14 protein-coding genes are annotated in these 23,160 nt (G+C 56.2%); 8 read left to right on the forward strand and 6 right to left on the reverse strand.

Annotation, left to right across the window (positions count from 1 at the left end; genetic code table 11):
* Window positions 1-162 precede the first annotated feature (162 nt).
* Together CX650_RS05350 and CX650_RS05355 are read right to left on the reverse strand one after the other, a co-directional pair.
* Window positions 163-468, reverse strand: coding sequence for an Mpo1-like protein (locus CX650_RS05350; protein WP_039034222.1), 306 nt, complete (start codon window positions 466-468; stop codon window positions 163-165).
* 12 nt (window positions 469-480) lie between these two features.
* The gene (locus CX650_RS05355; protein WP_101095205.1) at window positions 481-1,131 is read right to left on the reverse strand and encodes a GNAT family N-acetyltransferase; all 651 of its coding nucleotides are present in this window, start codon (window positions 1,129-1,131) and stop codon (window positions 481-483) included.
* A gap of 334 nt (window positions 1,132-1,465) precedes the next feature.
* Here CX650_RS05355 and CX650_RS05360 point away from each other — a divergent pair, with 334 nt between their 5' ends.
* Complete coding sequence (locus CX650_RS05360) at window positions 1,466-1,696, forward strand: DUF2789 domain-containing protein (RefSeq protein WP_101095206.1); 231 nt, start codon at window positions 1,466-1,468, stop codon at window positions 1,694-1,696.
* Window positions 1,697-1,712: 16 nt separating this feature from the next.
* Here CX650_RS05360 and CX650_RS05365 read toward each other — a convergent pair whose 3' ends face one another.
* Complete coding sequence (locus CX650_RS05365; RefSeq protein ID WP_101095207.1) at window positions 1,713-2,084, reverse strand: DUF3192 domain-containing protein; 372 nt, start codon at window positions 2,082-2,084, stop codon at window positions 1,713-1,715.
* 160 nt (window positions 2,085-2,244) lie between these two features.
* Here CX650_RS05365 and CX650_RS05370 point away from each other — a divergent pair, with 160 nt between their 5' ends.
* Together CX650_RS05370 and CX650_RS05375 are read left to right on the forward strand one after the other, a co-directional pair.
* A complete protein-coding gene (locus CX650_RS05370) occupies window positions 2,245-2,583 on the forward strand; it encodes a coiled-coil domain-containing protein (RefSeq protein WP_101095208.1) in 339 nt (112 codons plus the stop codon).
* On the forward strand, window positions 2,583-3,356 hold the full coding sequence (locus CX650_RS05375; protein ID WP_101095209.1) for a Zn-ribbon-containing protein: 774 nt from the start codon (window positions 2,583-2,585) through the stop codon (window positions 3,354-3,356). The genes CX650_RS05370 and CX650_RS05375 overlap by 1 nt, the downstream gene beginning before the upstream one ends.
* A 75-nt stretch (window positions 3,357-3,431) precedes the next feature.
* On the opposite strand, the gene syd is transcribed toward CX650_RS05375, so the two are convergent.
* A complete protein-coding gene (syd, locus tag CX650_RS05380) occupies window positions 3,432-4,073 on the reverse strand; it encodes a SecY-interacting protein (RefSeq protein ID WP_101095210.1) in 642 nt (213 codons plus the stop codon).
* A 59-nt stretch (window positions 4,074-4,132) separates the two neighbouring features.
* Here syd and queF point away from each other — a divergent pair, with 59 nt between their 5' ends.
* Entirely contained in the window at window positions 4,133-4,990 is an 858-nt protein-coding gene (gene queF / locus CX650_RS05385; protein ID WP_186300084.1) for an NADPH-dependent 7-cyano-7-deazaguanine reductase QueF, read from the forward strand.
* Window positions 4,991-5,052: 62 nt separating this feature from the next.
* On the opposite strand, the gene CX650_RS05390 is transcribed toward queF, so the two are convergent.
* Entirely contained in the window at window positions 5,053-5,820 is a 768-nt protein-coding gene (locus CX650_RS05390) for a 4'-phosphopantetheinyl transferase family protein (RefSeq protein WP_101095212.1), read from the reverse strand.
* A gap of 46 nt (window positions 5,821-5,866) precedes the next feature.
* Window positions 5,867-6,151 carry a hypothetical protein gene (locus tag CX650_RS05395; RefSeq protein WP_129978400.1) on the reverse strand — a complete coding sequence of 95 codons (285 nt, stop codon included), beginning with the start codon at window positions 6,149-6,151 and terminating at the stop codon, window positions 5,867-5,869.
* A 400-nt stretch (window positions 6,152-6,551) separates the two neighbouring features.
* Between CX650_RS05395 and CX650_RS05400 the strand changes: the two genes are divergently transcribed.
* The 4 genes from CX650_RS05400 to CX650_RS05415 are packed head-to-tail and all read left to right on the forward strand — an operon-like array spanning window position 6,552 to window position 23,010.
* Window positions 6,552-7,337, forward strand: coding sequence for a helix-turn-helix domain-containing protein (locus CX650_RS05400; protein ID WP_039034214.1), 786 nt, complete (start codon window positions 6,552-6,554; stop codon window positions 7,335-7,337).
* Window positions 7,334-14,935: a type I polyketide synthase gene (locus CX650_RS05405; protein ID WP_101095213.1), complete on the forward strand. Its 7,602-nt coding sequence runs from the start codon at window positions 7,334-7,336 to the stop codon at window positions 14,933-14,935. Before CX650_RS05400 ends, CX650_RS05405 begins: the two co-directional genes overlap by 4 nt.
* Entirely contained in the window at window positions 14,932-17,100 is a 2,169-nt protein-coding gene (locus CX650_RS05410; protein ID WP_101095214.1) for a PfaB family protein, read from the forward strand. Before CX650_RS05405 ends, CX650_RS05410 begins: the two co-directional genes overlap by 4 nt.
* A 15-nt stretch (window positions 17,101-17,115) precedes the next feature.
* The gene (locus tag CX650_RS05415) at window positions 17,116-23,010 is read left to right on the forward strand and encodes a hotdog fold thioesterase (RefSeq protein ID WP_268248588.1); all 5,895 of its coding nucleotides are present in this window, start codon (window positions 17,116-17,118) and stop codon (window positions 23,008-23,010) included.
* The last annotated feature ends 150 nt before the right edge of the window (window positions 23,011-23,160 follow it).

Here is a 23,160-nt window from a genome sequence, read left to right on the forward strand (position 1 = left end):
CTGGGAACAACAAATATTCATCAGTCACTGATATAAGTCTAATCTCTTGTTTATTAACAATATTTAATTATTCACCAGTAAGAACAGCCAATAAGGCTTATGTTTATCGCACAGCTTTGTGAGACATGTCTCACATTGGTACTGGTAAATAACCAAAAACACTCAGAAACGACGTTTGCCACTGACAAACTGGGCCAACATGACCCAGTCAGCCATCAAGCTATAGACTGGGTATTGAAAGGTCGCCGGCTTATTGTGTTCAAAACCAAAGTGACCAATCCAGGCAAAGCCATAACCCACCACAGGCAGAGCCAAGAGCCATACAAATTGTCCACTAAGCAAGCTGAATAACAGAAAAAGCAATACCAGGGTCGAACCTAGATAATGCAAACCTCGGCATACGGGATCGGAATGCTGAGATAGATAGAAAGGATAAAACTCAGCAAAACTCTTGTACTTTTGCTCCACTCTTAACTCCTGTTATTGGTAGACGTCATCATCGGTATGACTGTGGTAAAAGAGCAACTCTCCGGTTAACTGCCCTATATTGAGCTCAACCACAGGTACAAAGCCTTGCTCTCGAAACAGATGAGAATGACCATCCTCGGTCACAAAGACCCCAACTCCTTCCAGCTCCGGCTGCTCATCACACCAACCCAATACCGCCTGGACGAGCAACTTGCCATACCCCTTGTGTTGCTCGGTTAACGCTACTGCGATAAATTGAATAACGCCGTACTCTGTCGCCGGCAGGTGCTCCAGAATTGAATTTTCCTTCTGCATCAACTTCTGCGTCGACTGCCAGCCCGTCCCCAGCAGCATTTTCAAACGCCAATGCCAATAGCGCCCTTCGCCTTGAGGAAGTGATGAAGTCACCACGCAGGCAACCCCAATCAAGCGCTCAGCGTCAAACAAACCAATAAGGGGCTGCTCCTGTTGCCAAAGTTCATTGAGCTCTTCACGAATTGCGGCCCTGAGCTTTTGTTCATATTCGGTGGCATTGGCAGCCGGCAAGGTCTGCAGAAAAAACGCATCATCGTGATAGGCGTTATAAAGAATTGATGCGGCCAAGCGTAAATCTTCTGCCGTCAGGTAAACGGCACGCAGGGAATCAGGAGTCTGAGTTTCCATTTGTTGTTGTCCTTGTCAGCCAAAAGGGCACTTTCCAATTTAACAATATTGGATCAGAGTACAACATCTTGCTTACCAACTATCACCACAGTTTCTGCCGGCAGCGTATCTATTCAAATTATAGATGGGATTAACTAAGCTCTTGACCTACAACCTTGCATCCAAGCCTTTAGGCGCTCCTGGTGCACAAGCGCCCCCTCCTCAATTTAAAGAAATGGATCTGCTGTTCAATTGATATAAGCTAAGGAAGCAATAATACTTACTTTTTTTATGAAGGCTTGTTCGCCCATCACTCATCACTTGGCAATATGCCGGGATTTCAGGAGGTCAGAATATGGATACCACCCACACAGACTTGGCCCATTTGTTTGAGCAATTGGGACTCCCCAGCGGCAGCAAGGCGATAGAAGGCTTTATCGACGCACATTCTATCCCCGAGGGAGTCAAACTGGTGGATGCACCATTCTGGAATGAAGCGCAACGCACTTTTTTAACAGAGGCTCTGGCCGAAGACGCCCAATGGTCAGATACCATAGATCATTTGGACGCCCAGCTCAGGAGTTGATTGAAATGAGTTTGAATTACAGCTGCGCGTAAGCCTTATCGCCCCAGCCTATCAGCTGTTGATCGCGAAACACCAAGGGGGTGCACTCATCCTTGGTGGTCTTGCCATCACTGTGTCTGTGGCGGGTACGATAAAAGAGCACCTGTACTTGCTGATCATTGGAGAGAAAGGCTTCATTAAAGTCGGCCTGCCCCATGAGCTGCTGCACCTGTTGCTGATCCATCCCCAGGTTCAACTTGGCCAGTTGTTGCTGATTTTGCTGTTGTTGTAATTGCCAGGATTCCTTTTCATCCCAGTTGGCTTCGTGATCGCCGACATTGACCACACAGGCACTAAGCCCTAAGCTTGCAATCCCCACTAGTGGCAGTAATAACTTATTCATTGTCATTCCTTGTTATATTTATCAAATGTTGACTTTTGTTAAGCAAATGCAGCAAACGCAATGCAACATGTGGGCCAATAAATAATTCAATAAATATCAAAAAGATAAAAACAAACGCCAGCTGCACTATGTAGCTATTGGCGAAAATGTGAGGTTTTTTACCAAGATGTCCACTCCACTGGAACAGGTCATGGCCGCAGCTGCGGCAGTAGCCCAAAGCGGCCATACTCCCTCTCTGGCACTGATTAAGGCAAGACTCGGCAACAAGTTACCAATGCCACTGCTGGTTGAAGGTCTACAGCGCTTCAAATCCCTACCAGAGAGTGAACGGGAAAAAATGTCTCAAAGCCAACCTCAACAGGATGAAACTGCACCACAGCAAGCAGTGCCCACAGTAGAAGTTCTTCAGCAGGAAATCAGCTGGCTACGCCAGGAACAACAACAACTGAAACAAGAATTCGCGGACTTGCAACAAAGGCTCGCCAAGCTTGAGGAGCAGCAATAATGTTTGTCTGCGAACTCAGGTTTGAATGCTTTGCCAACACCACGATCAGCGCCGCAGAAAAAGCCATCAACACCCTGCTTGAAGCCTGGCGAGCCAATGGTCAGGTATTGGGGAGGGAATTTGCGGTGGCCTTTAGAGACGGGGAGTTCAGAGTCAGGCTGCTGCTGCCGGAAGAAACCAGTCTGGCCAACAGGCATAACAGTCCCTGGGCCAAACAGGCGTTGCAACAGTTAACCGAGGCCAAATTGCTGGCCCCCAAGGAAAAGCTCATAGGTCAGGATATCAATTCCGAGGTCAGCACCCTGGAGCCCCCAAGTTGGCAGCTGCTTTATACCAGCTATGTGCATATGTGCTCGCCACTGCGCAGCGGCGATAACTTGCTACCCATTCCCCTCTACCGTATTCCCGCGACCTTCAACGGCGATCACAAGCGGGTGATCCGTTGGCAAACCGAGTGGCAAGCCTGTGATGAACTGCAGATGGCCGCAGCAACCAAGGCCGAATTTGCCGCCCTTGAGGAGCTTTCCTGCCCGGACAGCGATCTGTTTCGCCGCGGCTGGGATTTGCGTGGCCGTATCGAATATTTGACAAAAATTCCTACCTATTACTACCTTTACCGGGTCGGGGGAGAGAGTAAACAAGCCGAATTGGCCCGTCCCTGCCCCCGCTGCGGCAACCCGGATTGGCGCCAACCCAGCCCGTTGCTGGATCTATTTCATTTCCGCTGTGACAACTGCCGGATAGTCTCCAACCTCTCCTGGGATCATCAATAAACTGGGACAATCAATAGCCTAGGATCATCAATAACAGTGATCATCAATCAATAGTGATTGTGGTAACCCCGACTGTCAGCGGCGGGAAAACAGGTGTTGCCACATAAGCTTCATCCGCGCCCAGAGACCGGGATGGTCGACATCCGCCATGGCCGGCTCCACTGGCTCAATTGCCGGCGCCACTCTGGGGCGCAGCAAAGTGAGAAACTCTTCCAGACTGTCTGCCAGCTTCTTTGAGGGGAGCTCACCCGGGGTCTCGCGCCAGACAGCACCGGTTTCATTATCCACGCAGATCATCTCATCACCTTGCCCCAATAGACCGATAAACCAGGTCGGTGGCTGCTTGAGCTTGCGTTTCATCATCAAATGCCCAATCAGATTCTGCTGCAGAAACTCAAAATCATCCTGACTCCAGGGCTGCAATAGTTCCCCTTCGCCGAAATCGGCTTCAAACAACAGATGCGCGGCAAAAAACTGCCCATAAAACTCGTCGATATCGGCATGCAGCGGCAACTCCAGCGCATGACTGACATTGGCAAAACTGCCAGGCTGTTCACGGCGAATAGTCTGCCACAGTAGTGGATCTTCGCCATCCTCCTGCAGCAAGCAGGGCGAGGCTTCTCCCCTGGCATAATATCTGGGGCCTTCCCCCAGACTCGACTGGTAACTTTGATGATAACGGCTGAAAAATTGCTCCAACGCCTGGGCACAAGACACTTATCGCACTTCCAAATTCAGGTATAATGGTGACCTATTTTGACACGGAAACCCGCTTGATGACACAGAATCACGACCCTTACCGGAACGCCGAAGCCTTATCTGGCCTGACACTGGGTCAGCAGACAGATTATCAAGAGCATTACGCCCCAGAGCTGTTGCAGGGTGTGCCCCGCAAACTCAACCGTGATGCAATCAACCTGAGTGCACCTCTGCCGTTTCAGGGGGCCGATATCTGGACCGGCTATGAGCTCTCCTGGCTCAATGCCAAGGGCAAGCCCATGGTAGCCATCGCCGAGTTCCAGCTGGATCTCAACAGTGAGCATTTAATTGAGTCCAAATCCTTCAAGCTCTATCTGAACAGTTTCAATCAAACCCGCTTTGACAGTACTGAAGCCGTCGAGCAGACCCTGACCCAAGATCTGAGCCGCTGTGCCAATGGCGAGGTAAAAGTCAGAGTGATTGAGCCCAAGCACTTCAACAGTCAGAGAGTTGTTGAGCTGCCGGGGCACTGCATTGACGATCTGGATATTGAAGTCAACGACTATGAGTTCAACCCCAAATGGCTCGAAGAAAGCACAGACGACAAGCAGATAGTCGCCGAGACCTTGAACTCCAACCTGCTTAAGTCCAACTGTTTGATCACCTCGCAGCCTGATTGGGGCAGCGTGATGATCCGCTACCAGGGCCCCAAGATAGACAGGGAAAAGCTGCTGCGTTATCTGATCTCTTTCCGCCAGCATAACGAGTTCCACGAACAGTGTGTGGAGCGAATATTCACCGATCTGAAGCGTTTCTGCCATTGCAGTAAATTGACCGTCTACGCCCGCTACACCCGCAGAGGTGGATTGGACATCAACCCTTTCCGCAGTGACTTTGAGCACGTGCCGGAAAGCCAACGCCTGGCTAGACAGTAATCGAACATAAAGCGGCTTTAAGGCCGCTTTTTCGCTCCTGACCGGTAACCTATTTCAGAGTGCTACTGGCCAAGGTGCCACTGCAGTTGCCAGTTGATGGCTGCAGGCGCCCCTATGGTCAGGGCCAATCGATAACCCGGCTCCATATGGCCAAGCCAACTCTGCCATCGGGTGTTTTCCTTAGGCTTTAACAAAAGCCCACGGCGCATCGAAGCAATCTCGGCAGGCCGCTCGGCCGAGCATGCTTCCCCGGAACTCAAGTCGAACGCAAACCCATCAAGCGGCTGCGCCAACCCCTTGCCGGTCGCCTTGATATAAGACTCTTTCAAGGCCCAGAGGTCGAAAAACGCCTCTCGCCGCGCGGCATCATCCAGATTTCGTAACTGCTGCAGCTCAAAAGGCGCAAAATAGTGGCGCATCACAGTATCGATAGCCGTGCGCATCCGTAAACGCTCTATATCGACGCCAAGTTGCAACTCAGGAGAAGGATGTTTCAGCAATGCCAACAGCAGCCAATCACCGCTGTGACTGAGGTTAAAATGCAGCTGAGTCTGTTGAAACTGCTCATCACAAAGGCGCGGCTTACCCTGGGGACCATAATCGAAACACCACTCCCGGGCTGCAAGCGGCGCTTGAGTACTCAGGGTCTTTCTCAGCAAGGCGCGGCTTGTTATTGCCCGTTGCTTTACCTCTTTATGGCTTATTCGGGCAAACTTTTCCCGCTCGGCCGGCGTCAGGCACAGCGCCAGGTCTTTGAGTTTTAAAGGCTCACTGGGGCTTAAGGGATACAAAAAGAGCTGAACGGCGTTGATGGGAGGCTCCAAAACCAAGGGGGAGTAGGCTATTTTGCCCTGGCCTCCCCCTCGGTCTCAAGTGCTAATCATTCATGTTTTGCTGATTCATTTTATCGACATAGGCTCTCGCCTCTTCCCGCTCTCTTTCCCGCTGCTGGGCGGTTGTACAGCGGCGGTTGGGAATATTGCTGCCGGTAACCCTAACCCGGTCGCAGCGGTATCCCTGTTCATCGAGTCTTTGTTGACGGGCCGCATCCTCTGGCGACAACTCGGCGGTCGTGGCACTGGTACCACTGCAACCGGCGCCAAGTACTGTAAACAAGGCCGCACTCGCCATTCCCAGTAGATTATTTTTTGTTAAATACACCTGACACTCTCCATTTCTGTTGCTGATGCCAGTTCATCCAGCTGCCCTAAAGGCAGATACCCAAGTTGTAACATAAGCTGCAATATAAGCGGCAACACACCACAGGGGATTAGGGATAAATAGGTATCAGATATCCATTTTTACAGCACAAAAAACCAAAACAACCAAGTTATATCAATTTAAAAACAAATCAACAACAAGTCATTCCGGACTCATTTGCGAGTAAGTGCCTTAAAACAAAAGCAGGATTTTCAGTCCCAGATGATTGTATCGAGCGGCAGGCACTGGTAATCTGCTTCACCTGTTACTGAAATAACAGCCTGACGCTCAGTATTGTGGAAGTTTGCAACCATAGCAGACAGGCGAGAAAGGAAGCCCAAGGGCCCAGTCCCAGCTGATTATGAAGCAAACTCAAACCGGAAAACGGCGCCATCGCAATGCCACCACCACCCCGGAAATGCGCCGCTTTATCCAGGAGTCGGAGCTCAATGTCAGCCAACTGGCACGGTTACTGAATATCAGTGAAGCAACCGTTCGCAAGTGGCGTAAACGCGAGTCGACCCAGGATCAATCCCATACCCCGCATCATCTGAATACTACCCTGAGCGATATTCAGGAATATGTGGTTGTCGGACTGCGTTGGCAGCTCAAGCTGCCATTGGACAGGCTGTTGCAAGTCACCCAAGAGTTTATCAATCCCCATGTTTCGCGCTCCGGGCTGGCCCGCTGTCTGAAACGCCACGGCGCGTCCCGGCTCGACAATATTGATGCTGCGCACTCGCTGCCGCCGAAACACTTCAATAAGCTGCCGGTCTACAGCGGCAGCAAGATGCAAACCTACACCCTCAACAGCCAAACGCTCGCCGATGCGTTGATGCTGCCCAGTACCGATGAACACACTGTGGTTCAGGTCGAAGCCATGAGTATTCCCATTGGCCAACAGACCCATTCGGTACTCATAGGGATGGATCCCGTCAGCGGCTGGGTCTATGTCGACATCTATCAGGATGACGACACCCACGCCGCCGACCGCTACATAGCCTACGTCCTCAAGCGAGCCCCGTTTGCACTGCGCCGCTTGCTGGTACGCAACTATCATATTTTCCAATCCAGGTTTCCCGCTGCCGCCAAGGCAGGGCGCAAACCCAGGCCGCAACTTGCAGCCACCAATGGAGATGCTCAATGAGCCAAGCACAAGCCTCTCAGATAGACAAACGCCTCAACAAAAGGCTGAAAGACACGCCGATTGCCATAGTCGGCATGGCGAGCCTGTTTGCCGGCAGTCGTTATCTGAACCAGTTTTGGGATCTGATCTGCGACAAGATAGATGCCATCACCCAAGTGCCCGCCGACCGCTGGCAAGTGGCAGACTATTTTGACCCCGACAAGAAAGCCGCCGACAAGAGTTACTGCAAGCGCGGCGGCTTTATCCCGGAAGTGGATTTCAACCCGATGGAGTTTGGTCTGCCGCCTAATATCCTGGAACTGACCGACACCTCGCAGCTGCTGTCGCTGGTGGTAGCCAAAGAGGTGTTGGAGGATGCAGGTATCCATGAAGGCTCGGACTATAACCGCGACCGCATCGGTATCACCTTGGGGATTGGCGGTGGCCAGAAGATCAGCCAAAGCCTCAATGCCAGGCTGCAATACCCTGTGCTGAAAAAGGTGTTTCGCGAGAGTGGCGTCAGTGAGCAGGACAGCGAAATGCTGATCCGCAAATTCCAGGACCAATATATACACTGGGAGGAAAACTCCTTCCCTGGGTCACTCGGCAATGTTATCGCCGGTCGGATTGCCAACCGTTTCGATCTCGGCGGCATGAACTGTGTGGTCGATGCCGCCTGTGCCGGCTCGCTGGCGGCAATGCGAATGGCGCTCACCGAGCTGACCGAGGGCCGCAGCGATATGATGCTCACCGGAGGCGTCTGCACCGACAACTCCGCCTATATGTACATGAGCTTCTCCAAGACCCCGGCCTTTACCAGCGACGAGCAGATAAAGCCGTTCGACGCCGACTCCCGCGGCATGATGATAGGCGAAGGCATAGGCATGGTGGCGCTGAAACGCCTGGAGGATGCCGAGCGCGACGGTGACCGCATCTATGCGGTGATCAAGGGGGTTGGCGCCTCCAGCGACGGTAAGTTCAAGAGCATTTACGCGCCGCGCCCCGAAGGCCAGGCCAAGGCGCTGCAGCGGGCCTATGATGATGCCGGGTTCCCGCCCCATACTCTGGGCCTGATGGAAGCCCACGGCACAGGTACTGCCGCCGGTGATGTGGCCGAATTCAGCGGCCTCAACGCCGTAATGAGCCAGGATAATCCTGAGCTGCAGCACATTGCACTGGGTTCAATCAAGTCCCAGGTGGGCCATACCAAGTCGACCGCCGGCACTGCCGGGATGATCAAGGCGGCATTGGCGCTGCACCACAAGGTGTTGCCGCCCACCATCAATGTGAAGCAGCCCAACCCCAAGATGGCAGTGGAGCAATCGCCCTTCTATCTCAACACTCAAACCCGCCCCTGGATGCCAAGAACCGACGGTACGCCAAGGCGCGCCGCCGTCAGCTCCTTTGGCTTTGGTGGCACCAACTTCCACCTGGTATTGGAAGAGCACAGCCCCGAATTACCCAAGCACCCCTCGCGCCTGAGACGCACGCCTTTGCCGCTGCTGTTTTGCGCACCAGACAAACCTACGCTGGAGCAAGAGATAAGCGCTCTGCTCAAGACGCTGGAGTCAGATGCCCATGACGACCTTGAAACCCTGTGCGCGCCCTATCGCCTCGGCAGCCAGACACAGGTACAAGGCCCCAGGCTGGGACTGCTTGCCTGCGACACCATAGAGCTGCAGCAAAAGCTGCAACAGGCCTTGAACAAGCTGCAAAGCACGGCTGAAGAACAGCCGCAAACCCGTTGGCTACAGCAGGGAGTCGAGTACCGCAGTGGGCCTTTGACTGAGGCCTTGACCGCCGCCCTGTTTGCCGGTCAAGGCAGTCAGTATCTACAGATGGGCTCTGGGCTAACCCAGCTCTATCCCGAGCTTCGCGCCGAATTTGCCGCCGCCGACCGTGAGTTTTCCCGCCAGGGCGTAGCCGACAAGTACGGCATGGGCCCCTTGTCGGCGCGGGTGTTCCCGATAGCCAAATTCTCGCCCCAGGCCAGCAAAGAGGATGAACTGGCACTGGCCAATACCCGCTTTGCCCAAAGCGCCATTGGCGCCCTCGGCATGGGACAGTTCACTCTGCTTTGCCAGGCCGGATTCCAGGCGGATATGCTGGCCGGTCACAGCTTTGGTGAGCTGTCGGCACTGCGCGCCGCTGGTGCCTTGAGCCGTGAGAGCTATTACGCGCTGGCCTTCGCCCGAGGCGATGCCATGGCCAGTGTCCCCGAAGATAAAGATCCGGGCGCCATGAGCGCCGTTATTCTGCCTTCAGCCGCTGAGCGAAATACGCTCGAGCAACTGTTGCAGACTGAACCCGAGGTGCAGATAGCCAATATCAACAGCCCGGTTCAGCTTGTGATTGCCGGCGCGAGTGAAGCGGTAGCCCGGCTCAACCTCAAGCTGAACGAGGCAGGTTTGCGCGCCATAGCGCTGCCGGTATCCGGTGCCTTCCACACTCCGCTGGTGGCCCATGCGCAGCAACCCTTTGCCAAGGCGATTGCCCGCCAGGGCTTGAGCGATGCGAAAACGCCTCTGTATGTCAATGCCACAGGTGACAAGCTGGCACAGGATGCCGAAAGCCTCAGAGCCAACCTGGAGCAGCATATGCTCAAGCAGGTGCGCTTCAGTGAGCAGATAGAGAGCATGTACCGGGACGGCGCCAGAATATTTGTCGAGTTTGGCCCGAAAAACACCCTGGCCAGGTTGGCGCAAGCCACCTTGGGCGATCGCGCCGCCGAATGCCTGTTCCTGTCGCTGGACAGCCCAAGCTGTATCGATTCACTGGCCGCCGACACTGAGCTGAAGCAAGCCCTGCTCAGCCTGGCATTGGCGGGCCTGCCCCTGACAGATCCCGATGCCTATCGCGCCGTACAAACCCAGGCCAAACACAAAGCCTCACCGATGACTATCAAGCTCGGTGCCAGTAACTATATCAGCCCGGCGACCGCCCAGAAGATGGCGGCCTCACTCAAAGAGGGCCGGATCAGTCAACAGACAAAAATAGTCGAGAAAGTCGTGGAAAAAATCGTCGAGATCCCAGTTGCGGCCGCAAGCCAAAACCCGAGTCAACCGAGCCAAGCTACAGCGCCACAGGCAGCAAATGGTCACCCAGCGAACAGCGGCGGCAGCGGATTACAGCTGTTTTTCAGCACCCAGCAACAGTTGGCCGAGCTGCATCAGCAGTTTCTGAATATCCCGCTGCAATATGGCAACAGTGTACAGCAACTGCTCGCCGAGCAAGTAAAACTGGCAACGGCCGGTAAAGCGATTCCTGACAGCCTCAACCAGACCCTGGCCATGTTCCACCAGCACCAGGCCGAGACGTTGAAGATCCACAACGACTTTATTCAATCGCAAAATCTCGGTGCCCAGCAGTTGTTGCAACAACTTCAGGGCGGCGCTGTGTTGACCAAGATAGAGCAGGCCCAAGCAGTACCAGTGTCAGAGCCTATGCCCGCCCAGGCTGCAGCGCCTATAACTCACGCCGCAGCGCCAGTCAAAGCAGCAAGCTCGCCACAGCAACCCAGCCAAGCGCTACAGCAACCCAGCCAAGCGCTACAGAGCCGGCCTCAAGCCACTGTCCCTGTCCCTGTCCCAACCATAGCCGTAACCACTGCCAAGCCAAGCACAGGTGTTGAAGAGCTGATGCTGCAAGTGGTGGCGGATAAGACAGGCTACCCCACGGAAATGCTCGAGCTGGGGATGGATATGGAAGCCGATCTCGGTATCGACTCCATCAAGCGGGTGGAAATTCTCGGCACAGTGCAGGATGCCTTGCCTGAGCTGCCACAATTGGATGCCGCCACCTTGAGTGAATGCCGCACTCTGGGACAGATCGTCGATTATCTGCAGCAAAGCGCCGGTGTGGATTCCAGTGTGCAACCCGAGCCAATTCAGCCGAGCCCAGCCCTGTCAAACACGGCTCAATCAAACACAGCTAGTGATGTGACGGCACTGATGCTGCAGGTGGTGGCCGACAAGACAGGCTACCCCACGGAAATGCTCGAGCTGGGGATGGATATGGAGGCCGATCTCGGTATCGATTCCATCAAACGGGTGGAAATTCTCGGCACAGTGCAGGATGCCTTGCCTGAGCTGCCACAGTTGGACGCCGCCACCCTAAGCGAATGCCGCACCCTGGGGCAGATTGTCGACTATCTGCAGCAAAGCGCCGGAGTGAACACCAGTGTTCAGCCACCCCGGGCTCAATCAAACGCAGCTCAATCAAACACTGCTCATGCAAATCAGAATGATGTCACGGCACTGATGCTGCAAGTGGTGGCCGACAAGACCGGCTACCCGACCGAAATGCTCGAGCTGGGGATGGATATGGAAGCCGATCTTGGTATCGATTCCATCAAACGGGTGGAGATCTTGGGCACAGTACAAGATGAATTGCCTGAGCTGCCGCCGCTGGACGCCGCAACTCTAAGTGAATGCCGCACCCTGGGGCAAATTGTCGACTATCTGCAGCAAAGCGCCGGAGTGAATTCAAGCGTTCAGCCAAGCCCGATTCAATCAAACACAGCTAGTGATGTGACGGCACTGATGCTGCAAGTGGTGGCGGACAAGACCGGCTACCCGGCCGAAATGCTCGAGCTGGGGATGGATATGGAGGCCGATCTTGGTATCGATTCCATCAAGCGGGTGGAAATTCTCGGCACAGTGCAGGACCAATTGCCTGAGCTGCCGCCTCTGGATGCCGCCACCTTAAGCGAATGCCGCACCCTGGGGCAGATAGTCGATTATCTGCAGCAAAGCGCCGGAGTGGATTCAAGCGCGCAGCCTGAGCCAGTTTCAAATCAGAGTGATATCACGGCAATCATGCTGCAGGTAGTGGCTGAGAAGACCGGCTACCCGGCCGAAATGCTCGAACTGGGGATGGATATGGAGGCCGATCTCGGTATCGATTCCATCAAGCGGGTGGAAATTCTCGGCACAGTGCAGGACCAATTGCCAGAGCTGCCACAGCTGGACGCCGCAAGCTTAAGCGAATGCCGCACCCTGGGGCAGATCATAGATTGTTTTGCCGGTTCAAACGCTGAGCATGCCGCCGAGCCGCTAACCCAAACCGATGAGACGCCAAACACTCAGCCGAGTGTGGCCTTGCCGCCCCATGCGGGAATCAGCCTAAAAAAGCTGCCGGCGGCAGATAGATTCTCAGGCGCAAGCGCCGAGGCTCTGTTTGCCGCGAACAGCTGTGCGCTGCTGCTCGATGACGGCCACAACGCCGGTGTCCTGGCCAAGAAACTGACAGACAGTGGCATCAATGTCACTCTGGTGCGCCCGGCGGCAACCGATTCGCAATCGGCGCTGGATAGCAAACTGCCAATCCTGACTCTGGCCAGCAATGATGATGCCGGAGTCGAGGCGCTCATCGCCGGACTCGAACAGCAAGTGGCCATCTATATCCATCTGCAGCCACAACTGCCGCGGGAACAACTCGAAGAGTTGATGCCGCTCAACATCACGGCCAAGACTCAGGTACAACTGAGCTTCCTGTTCGCCAAGCATTTGAGCCCAGCCTGGCAAACGCCGACAAAAGGCCGCCGCGCCTTTATCACTGTGGCGCGTATGGATGGTCAGCTGGGTTTCAGCGGTCAGCCCTGTGAATTGAATCAGAGCGCCCTGTTTGGCTTAACCAAGACCCTGGCGCAGGAATGGCCTCAGGTGCATTGCCGCGCGTTGGATCTTGCTCCTGAGCTTGATGCCTCGGCGCTGGCCTCGCAAGTCATGGATGCGCTCTACAGCCCGAGTCAGGATCCGTTGGAGTGGGGCAAAAGCGCCGCCGGCAGAGTGACCCTGGTAGCGACTTCGGCCGATGACCAGAATGCTGCCGATACAAGCCTGGCGCCATGCAGACTCGATAGTTCAGATAAAATACTGGTGACCGGGGGCGCAAAAGGCGTCACCCTGGACTGCGCCCTGGCGCTGGCCCGCCAAAGTGGCAGTCACTTTATTCTCGCCGGTCGCAGCAAGGCCTTGGCATTGGAAGCATTCCCCGATTGGGCCAAGGGGCTTGAGAGCGGTCAGCTAAAAGCAGCCGCAATCACCGCGCTATTGGCCAAGGGGCAAAAGCCCTCGCCCAAGGAAGTGGAAGCCCTGATAAAACCTCTGGTCAACGCGCTTGAGATACACGCAGCGCTCAAGCGCTTTGAGGCCATAGGTGCCAGCGCCGAATACCTGAGCCTGGATGTCAGTAACCCGGATGCGGTCGCGTCCACACTGGCGCCCATTCAGGCATTGGCGCCTATCAGCGGGCTGATTCACGGCGCCGGGGTGTTGGCCGATAAACACATCGCCGACAAGACCCTCGCCGAACTCGAATTGGTTACAGGCACTAAAGTTGGCGGCCTCTCCGCCTTGCTCAGTACCTTGGCGCCAAACAAAAAGGCCGCCGAGCACTTAAAACTGTTGGCGCTGTTTTCCTCCGCCGCCGGTTTCTACGGCAACACAGGCCAGAGCGACTACGCCATGGCCAATGAAATTCTCAATAAAACCGCTCATCGGCTGCATCATGAGTTGCCGACCACCCGAGTGATCAGTTTCAACTGGGGCCCCTGGGATGGCGGCATGGTCAATGCGGCGCTGAAGCAGATGTTTGAGTCCCGCGGCGTCTATGTGATCCCAAGAGAAGCCGGTGCCAAGCTGTTTGCCGAGGCGATTCTGGCCCGCTCGGAGCCGCAGCTGTTGATTGGCTCCAGTATGCAAGGCCCGGGGGGCAAACAAGGCCTGAACCACACAGATGTGCCAGAGGCCCAAGCTAGCTCGCAAACCCTGAGTCGCAGCATCAAGCGCCAGGAGCTGGCGCTGCTGAAAGATCACTGCATAGGCGGCAATCCGGTATGGCCGACTGTCTGCGCGCTCCAGTGGATGCTGCAAAGTGCCCAGAGCCTCTTTGGCGGCGATTGGCGCGCCGTGGACTATAAGCTGCTCAAAGGCGTGGTGTTTGACAGTGATGAAAAGCGATTGCAGCTCAGCCTGACTCTGGGAGCCGACGGCGAGCTGCAGGCGAGCATCAGCTGTGATGAGCGGCCTCAGTATCAGGCGACCCTGCTGCCGTTAATGCAGCAACCGTTAATGCAGCAGCCCGCCAGTCAGCCACTGGCACATGTTTCTATGCCCGAAACAGGTGAAAGTGGGCCCGAGATCGGCGAAGGTGAGCTCCAAGTGCGTCAAGGCAGTGAGCTTTATCACAGCGGCGCCCTGTTCCATGGCCCGCAGTTGCAGGCCATTACTGAGGTGCTGCAGTTTGACGATCAAGGGCTTAGCTGCCGATACCGGCTACCGGATGCCGCATCGAGCGAAGAGCGCGCCCTGATCCAGCAAGACGCACTGCTGCAGGCCATGTTGATCTGGGCCCGGCTCAAATACGATGCCGCCAGCCTGCCCTCTTCCCTGGCGGCGCTCTGGCAAAACGCCCTGCTGCCTGAAAATGACACCGGCCTTATTCGCCTGCAGGTGACCAAGCACTCCAGCCGTCAGCTCAGCGCCGATCTGGCCCTGTTCAACGCCGAGGGCCAACTGCAAACCGGGCTGGAAAATGCCAAGGTCACCATTAGCAAGGGGCTCAATGCCGCCTTTGAACCGGCCAAGGCCGCCACAGGTAATAGAGAAAGGCCTTGAGCAAAGCGATAGGCCCTATGCCTCACATTGAAGTAAAGCCGCTGCGGCTGGCACTGTGCCTGGTCGAAGAGGAGCAAAGCCTGGCGCCCAAGCTTAGGGCTGCCTTGCGCACTATCGCGTTTGATAGCAATCAGGCTCCCGACTGGCCTTGGCTGGTGACCGAGGTCAAGGCCGGGGCAAGCCTGAGCCTGGTGCTGCCATCAAAGCAGCGGCTATTGCTGCTAAGCGCAGTCGATGCGGCGCAGGCAAGACTGCATCCCCAAGCCTTGCTGCAGGCCTTAAGCCATGGCGCTCACAAGCCGCAGCAGCTTCTTAAGCAGGCCTGGCAGCAGGCAAAACGCCCGGAGATAGAAGAAAGGGACACTCTGTTTCTGAAGCAATCGCTGGAACTTGAGCCGTTATGCCTGCAACTGGAGGCATTTGCCAAGCGGCGCCTGGCGCAGAAAATGGCGGGGTTGCCTTTTCAAGGCAAGTCTCTGGCGCTGGTCTTCAGCTCCCCGGCTATGGCACTGATCCTCAGCCAAGGCACAGCCTTGAGCGGTTCTTGTGATAAAACAGCCTTGAGCGACTCTTGCCTGAACAGCTCTGGTGTAAGCGGCTTGGCTTTTGGAAAAGAATCAACCTCTGGCCTTTGCCCCCAAGGAGCGCCCTGGCTTTTACCGCTGACCTTGATTGCCAGCCCAAAGACTCTGCTCAGTGAGGCGCAAACTGCGCTGCAGCAGGCCAAAAGTCGCCTGAGCCAATCGATGAGCGCAGATGCTCTGGCGCGCTGGCTGACGGATGAATTGAAAACCCTGGAGCAGAGCTTTTCAGGCACAGCGCCCGAGGGCGGCGAATACTATTCGCTGGTGCTTATTGGCAAAGATGCCGCCGAGCTTATTGCCGAGAGCGAATTGCTCCTGGGTCAGCTTCGGAAAATAACGTCTTTGGCCGAAGTGCCAGAGCTTGAGCTTATTACGCCAAATGGCAGCGTTTTTTGCGCCAAGCCGCTGGGCCCGGCTCGCCTCTGCTTTGTCTACCCGGGTGTCGGCACGGCTTACCATGGCATGCTCGGCGCCTTAAAACAGGCCTTTCCACGCAGTCATGCCGATTTTGAGGCCGCAGCAACAGCCGAAAATGTCGCCCTATCCACCCTGCTGCCAGCAGCCTTGAGCGATATTTCTTATACATCATCCTTGAGCGATGCTTCTAATGAAACAGCCTTGAGCGATAAAGAAGAGGCCACACCCAGTCCGGCGCCAACAATGACACTCGCCGAGCAGGCCGTTGCCGGGGTCGGCGCCAGTGTGCTGCTGACGCAGATACTGCGGCGTGAGTTCAAGCTCCGCCCGGCCTTTGCCATCGGCTACTCCATGGGCGAAGCGGCCATGTTTGCCGCCAATGGCGTCTGGGACAAGCCTTTTGCTTTGGTTAAACCTACGCTGGAAAGCCGGATTTTCTCAGAGCAGATCTCGGGCGCGCTCACAGCCGTGCGTCAGGAGTGGCAACTCGATGCCAGAGACGCCATCTGCTGGAACAGTTTTCTGCTGCGCATTGATACAGGCAGCATCACGCCATTATTGCAAAACCCGGTTTACTCACGGGTCTACCTCGCCATACGTCAGGGGCCAAGCTGCGTGCTGGCCGGAGATGAGGCTCAGTGCCGGGCACTGATAAAGGCCCTTGGCAAACGCGGCGTTGCCGCCAACCGGGTCACCGCCATGCACACACCGGCGGCCCTGCGTATAAAGCCCGAATTGACCGTCTTTTATGACAGGCCACTCTCGGGTGAGCTTGAACAGCCGCAGCCCATCTATATCAGCGCCGGCAGCGAGCAGCCGCTCAAACCTGCCAGGCTTGAGCGCAAGCAGATAGCCGAGACCATAGCGACTTGTTTCAGCCAGCCACTCAATGTGGAGTCGCTGCTGCAACGGGCCCGAAAACATGGCGCGCAGCTGTTTCTGGAGGTCGGCGCCGACAGCCAAACCAGCAGCATTATCCAGGCGATGGCCGGAAAACAGCTCTCCAGCGATATCAAGGCCTTTGGTTGCGATCGCAAACATAGCGGCGCCGCCGACAACAAAGCATTACTCAAGGCCCTGGCTCGACTCATCAGCCACAGGGTCCCACTGGCCACAGCTGCGCTGTATCCACAGCTTGCCCGGCCCGATAACTTAGTGACGTGAGAAAGTGAGAACAGAGTGACAAGTAAACAAGCCGAGCCCATTGCCATAGTTGGCATGGCCGCCCGCTTCCCGGGCTGTGAGGATCTGGACGCCTTCTGGCAACTGCTCAGCGAAGGCCGGGATGCCATCAGCGCCCTGAATGACAGCCAATTGGGCGCCAGAGTCAGCGATTATCAAGGCGCAAAAGGCCAGAGCGACCGTTTCTATTGTGATCAGGGCGGTTATATTCGCCAGCTAAACTTCTCGCCCGAGGGCTATGCCAGATCAGCGGATGAAATGGCAACGGGTGCCGAAACCTGGGATCAGCATCTGTTGTGGGCACTCGATTGCGCCCGCAAGGCCCTGCAAAGCGCCGAGCTAACCCCAGCGCAAAACGCTTCCGACTTGGCGCGCTGCGGCGCCGTGATGGGCACGCTTTCGTTCCCCACCCGAGCTTCCAACAAGGCCTTTTTGCCGCTGTATCATCACAGTGTCGATACGGCGCTGCGGCGCCGTTTCCCCGGCATGCCGCCATTGGCATCAGCCATAGATGCTGGAACGGCTGCAGATGCAAGCATTCGCCATTGGGATACGGATATCGCTGCCCAGGGCTCTGAACTGCTGTGCGATTGCCTGGGCCTTGGCGGCCCCAGCCTGAGCCTGGATGCCGCCTGCGCCAGCTCAGTCTATGCATTGCGCCTGGCCTGCGACTATCTCAGCAACCACAGCGCCGATGTGATGTTGGCCGGTGCCGTCAGCGGCGCCGATCCCTTCTTTATCCATATGGGCTTTTCCATTTTCCAGGCCTTCCCCGAGTCGGGCCAAAGCGCCCCGCTGGATAACAGTTCCGGCGGCCTGTTTGCCGGTGAAGGCTGCGGCGTATTGGTGCTCAAGCGCCTGAGCGATGCCCAAAGGGATGGCGATACCATTCACGGCATAGTCAGAGGCACAGGGCTTTCCAACGATGGTCGCGGCCAGTTTGTCTTAAGCCCCGCCAGCAAGGGCCAGGTACTGGCGTTTGAACGGGCCGCCGAGGCGGCAAATATCGCGCCATCCCAGGTGGAGGTGATTGAATGCCACGCCACGGGTACACCTCTGGGTGACAAGGTGGAACTCAGCTCCATGGAGCAGTTTTTCGGCCCACGTCTGGAAGGCTGTGCCGCGCCTAAAATCGGCTCGGTCAAATCCAACCTCAGCCACTTGCTGACCGCTGCCGGCATGGCAGGCATCATCAAGTTGCTGCTGTCGATGAAACACAAGCTGTTACCCGCCTCGGTGAGAATATCGGCGCCGCTGAGCTCGCCCAACGGCTTGTTTGGCGAGCACAATATAGTGCGCAGCGCCATCCCCTGGCCAACCAAAGCGGGCAATCCCGGCCCGGTTGCCGGGGTGTCTGTGTTCGGATTCGGAGGCTGTAACGCCCACTTGCTGCTCACAGGGCCCGATGCTGCCAAAGAGTTTATTCGGGCCAAACCTTCGCCGGGAGCGGCTGCAAACCAAGGCGCTGACGGCCTGGCGATTGAGGGCGCCGCCGCGCATTTCGGCGCCGCCGACTCGCTCGAGACGCTTGCCAAACTGATAGCCAAAGGGCAAACGGCCACCAGAGCCCTGCCCCAAAAACGCTGGAAAGGCCTGGAGCGAAACCGCTCTTTGCTCTCCAGCATGGGGCTTGAACAGGCGCCCAATGGCGGCTACATAGACGAGTTTGAACTGGATTTCCTCAAATTCCGCCTGCCGCCCCATCCGGGAGATAGACTGGTGGCGCAGCAATTACTGCTGCTCAAGGTGGCCGATGATGCGATTCGCGATGCCAATCTGCCCATGGGTGGCCGGGTGGCTGTGTTGGTCGCCATGGAAACCGAGCTTGAGCTGCATCAGTTCCGCGGCCGGGTTAATCTGCATAGCCAGATTAGCCAGAGCCTTAACGATGCCGGCATCACCTTAAGCCAGGATGAGTATCTCGAACTCGAGCGTTTGGCGATGGACAGCGTACTGCCCAGCGCCAGCCTCAATCAATACACCAGCTATATAGGCAACATCATGGCCTCCCGGGTCGCCTCCCAATGGGATTTCAACGGCCCGGCTTTCAGTATTTCGGCCGCCGAGCTGTCGGTTCCCCGAGCGTTGGAAGTCGCCGCCAATCTCTGCCGCACCGAGGCGTTGGACGCCGTAGTAGTGGCAGCGGTGGATCTTGCCGGCAGCGCCGAGCGGGTATTGCACTCTGGCAAGCGTCTGCAACAGCTTGGACTGTTACCGGGTGAAGGCGCCGGCGCCTTGGTGCTGACGCCGTCAGTTGCGCATCAAAGCGGCCGCTACGGCGCCCTGACAGAGCAGAGTTTCAAGCCGTTTTCATCAGTGGAATTAACAACTACAGAGCCTCTCTCTACGGCAGACTCAAGGGAGCAAGCACTTTGCCGGGACGCACAGCCTGAGGTAGATGAACACAGCCCCAGCATCAAGGCTTTTCGTCGTCTCGCGGCCACCAGCCACAGCGCCGTCTCGCGTATGGGGCACAGCTTTGCCGCCGCTGGAATGGCCAGTTTGCTGCACTCGCTGCTGCGCCTGACCCAGGATAGGGATAAAGACTCCCACACCCTGCTGATAGATGGCGAGCGCCGCTGCGCCGCGGTTACTTTGCAACAGTCGGCGGAGCAAAAGGCGCGTCTGCAACAGGCGCTCCGCACGCAGAATAAAAAGAGCAGTCAAGGGGCCAGTGAAAAGCCCAGTCAAAAGATAGCTGGCGCCAATATCCGCCAGCTGTGGCAAACCATCACCCTTGGCGGTGACGCCATAGAGCAGCATATCGCCACCGCCGAGCTTAAACACGAGACCGGCATTCGCCAAAAGCTTGCCCAGGCAAAGAACACTCAAGCCCAGGCCACGCCGGTAATACACACCAGCAGCCAACAAGTTAACAGTGAACTGACCTTGGAGTTCACTCAGGAACTCATTCAAAAACACTCTCAGGAACACTCTCAGGAGCTCAGCCCGGTGAACAATCAGCACGCCCCATCGGCTCTCAGACAATCCGTGCCCGGCGATAAAATTGCGGCCGCACCCCATAGAGCCGCTACCGAAGCGCACCTGCAGGCACTGGCAGATAATCTACGGCTGGCACGTGAAGCGCACCTGGCCTTTCTCAAGAGTCGTGAAACCGGACTGGCACTGGCCAGCGCCCTCTTGGGCGCCGGAGCTGCGGCCGAAAACCGCTTAAGCGCCGAAAATATCGGCTCAGAAGACAAGCGCTCGACAGCCCAAAACTCCGCCTCAGTAGCACCTTTGCCAGCGCGCACGCCCAATGACTCGGTCCAAACGGCTGCAGAAGCTGTTGCCAAAACCATTACCACCAAAGCGACATCCCAAGTGCCCAAGGACAAACCCTGTATCTGGAATTATCAGGATCTGGTGCAATACGCCGAGGGCGACATAGCGCCGGTATTCGGCCCCGAGTATGCCGTGATTGACAGCTACAGCCGCCGGGTGCGACTGCCCACCACAGATTATCTGCTGGTCTCCAGGGTGACTAAACTCAATGCCCGTCTCGGCGAATACAAACCGAGCACCATGACCACAGAGTATGATATTCCCGAGGACGCCCCCTATTTGGTCGATGGCCAGATCCCCTGGGCGGTGGCCGTGGAATCGGGCCAGTGTGACTTGATGCTGATAAGCTATCTCGGCATAGATCTGGAGAACAAGGGCGAGCGGGTCTACCGTTTGCTCGACTGTACCCTCACCTTCCTCGGCGATCTGCCCCGTGGCGGTGATACCCTGAGATACGACATCTCCATCAATCACTTCGCCCGCAACGGCGATACCCTGCTGTTTTTCTTCTCCTACGAGTGTTTTGTCGGCGAGCGTCTGATCCTCAAGATGGACAACGGCTGCGCCGGTTTCTTCACCGATGCCGAGCTGGCCGATGGCAAAGGAGTCATCCGCACCGAAGAGGAGAGCAAGGCCCGCAACCTGGCGATGGCGAACAAGCGCCAATTCCAGCCCTTGATCCACTGTAAACAACAGATATTTGATTACCAGCGAATGAGGCAACTGCTGAGCGGCGATATCGGCGCCTGCTTTGGCCCATCTCATGACTTGGGTTACCGCCAAGCCTCACTGTGTTTTGCCTCGGAAAAGTTCCTGATGATCGAAGAGGTAAGCAGAGTCGAACCAAGCGGCGGCGCCTGGGGCCTGGGTCTGGTTGAAGGGCACAAGCAACTGGAGCCGGATCACTGGTATTTCCCCTGTCATTTCAAGGACGATCAGGTGATGGCCGGTTCCTTGATGGCCGAGGGCTGCGGTCAGTTGCTGCAGTTCTATATGCTCTATCTTGGCCTGCACAAACACACCCGCAATGGCCGTTTCCAACCACTGGAAAGCGCGCCGCAGAAGGTGCGTTGTCGCGGACAGGTACAGCCGCAATCCAATCGTCTCACCTATCGGATGGAAGTCACAGAAATAGGACTGACACCCAGCCCCTGGGCCAAGGCCAATATTGAGATCTTGCTCGACGGCAAGGTGGTGGTGGACTTCCAGAATCTGGGCGTCATGCTCAAAGAAGATGAAGACTGCCACAGGTATGCCGATGACAGCAACCAGGAGCACAGCAGAAAGCCGCAACACCCTGCCGCCTCGGGAAATGATGCTAACGAGGCGCTGAACGCCGGACGCCAGGCGTCCATCAATGCTCCCTTGATGAGCCAGGAAAGCTGCCCGGACTCTCAGCCCATTCACGGCGTGCTCCCGGTCAGGCATGTTCCGGCGCCAGTAACACCGGACTACCCGAATCGCAGGCCCGATACTGCGCCCTTTACCCCCTGGCACATGTTCGAGTTCGCCACCGGCGATATTGAGAACTGCTTCGGCCCCGACTTTGCCGCCTACCGCGGGCTTATCCCACCGCGCACCCCTTGCGGCGATCTGCAGCTCACCACCAGGGTGACACAGGTGATTGGCAAGCGCGGCGACTTCAAGTCTCCGGCCTCCTGTATCGGCGAATATGAAGTGCCGCCCAAGGCCTGGTACTTCAGTGAAAACAGTCACCCGGCGCATATGCCCTACTCGATTTTGATGGAGATAGCGCTGCAGCCCAACGGTTTTATTTCCGGCTATATGGGCACCACCTTGGGCTATGGCGACACTGAGCTTTTCTTCCGTAACCTCGACGGGAAAGGCACACTGCTGCGCCGGCTTGACCTGCGTGGCAAGACCATCAGCAACGACTCGCGTCTGCTCAGCACTGTCAAGGCGGGCACCAACATCATCCAGAGTTTCAGCTTTGTGCTCAGCGCCGATGGTGAACCCTTCTATGAAGGCGAGGCAGTATTTGGTTACTTCAAGGCCGAGGCGCTGAAAAACCAGTTGGGGCTGGATAATGGCAAGGTGACCGAGCCCTGGGATAAACAGCAGGGGCTTGAGGCCGATGTGAGCTATGATCTTCGCGCTGCCGATTGCGCTCTCTATCATGGCTCTTGGAAGCAAAAACACCTGCGCCTGCCGGGCGGTCGACTCAACTTTGTCGATTCTATCCGCATCTGCCGCCAAGGCGGCCATTCCAACTTGGGCTACATCTATGGCGAGCGCAAAATCGATGCCGCTGACTGGTTCTTCCGCTTCCATTTCCATCAGGACCCTGTGATGCCGGGCTCGCTCGGGGTGGAAGCCATGCTGGAACTCCTGAGTGCCTTTGCTCTGGACGCCGGGCTTGGGAGCCAATTCAGTAACCCAAGATTCGCCCATTGCCTGAGTCAGGTACAGTGGAAATACCGCGGTCAGATCAATCCCCTGAACCGGCAGATGTCGCTGGAGCTGCATATCACAGCCATAGAGGATACGCCGGACAGAGTCACACTGACAGCCGATGCCTGGCTTGCCAAAGATGGCCTGCGAATTTATGAAATAAAAGATCTGGCTCTGGCCATTGAAGAAGCCTGAACCCTCAGGTAAAGACAACCGAACAGATAATGAGAGCAACAAGATGACAAGCTTCAATTGGCCCTGGGCCCTGAACCCAAATAATGATGATGTCTTTGCGGCTACGGATAACTGTGCCGTCAACGCAATCAAGGCGCTGGATAAGCCACT

This window comes from Shewanella indica (genome assembly GCF_002836975.1).
Taxonomy (GTDB): Bacteria; Pseudomonadota; Gammaproteobacteria; order Enterobacterales; family Shewanellaceae; genus Shewanella; species Shewanella indica.

What these genes read in the sequence shown, in the direction of transcription:
- queF (WP_186300084.1), top strand. Translation starts at nt 4,133, where the DNA reads ATGACACAGAATCACGACCCTTACCGGAACGCCGAAGCCTTATCTGGC.
- CX650_RS05365 (WP_101095207.1), bottom strand. Translation starts at nt 2,084, where the DNA reads ATGACAATGAATAAGTTATTACTGCCACTAGTGGGGATTGCAAGCTTA.
- CX650_RS05375 (WP_101095209.1), top strand. Translation starts at nt 2,583, where the DNA reads ATGTTTGTCTGCGAACTCAGGTTTGAATGCTTTGCCAACACCACGATC.
- CX650_RS05405 (WP_101095213.1), top strand. Translation starts at nt 7,334, where the DNA reads ATGAGCCAAGCACAAGCCTCTCAGATAGACAAACGCCTCAACAAAAGG.
- CX650_RS05400 (WP_039034214.1), top strand. Translation starts at nt 6,552, where the DNA reads ATGAAGCAAACTCAAACCGGAAAACGGCGCCATCGCAATGCCACCACC.
- CX650_RS05370 (WP_101095208.1), top strand. Translation starts at nt 2,245, where the DNA reads ATGTCCACTCCACTGGAACAGGTCATGGCCGCAGCTGCGGCAGTAGCC.
- CX650_RS05355 (WP_101095205.1), bottom strand. Translation starts at nt 1,131, where the DNA reads ATGGAAACTCAGACTCCTGATTCCCTGCGTGCCGTTTACCTGACGGCA.
- CX650_RS05360 (WP_101095206.1), top strand. Translation starts at nt 1,466, where the DNA reads ATGGATACCACCCACACAGACTTGGCCCATTTGTTTGAGCAATTGGGA.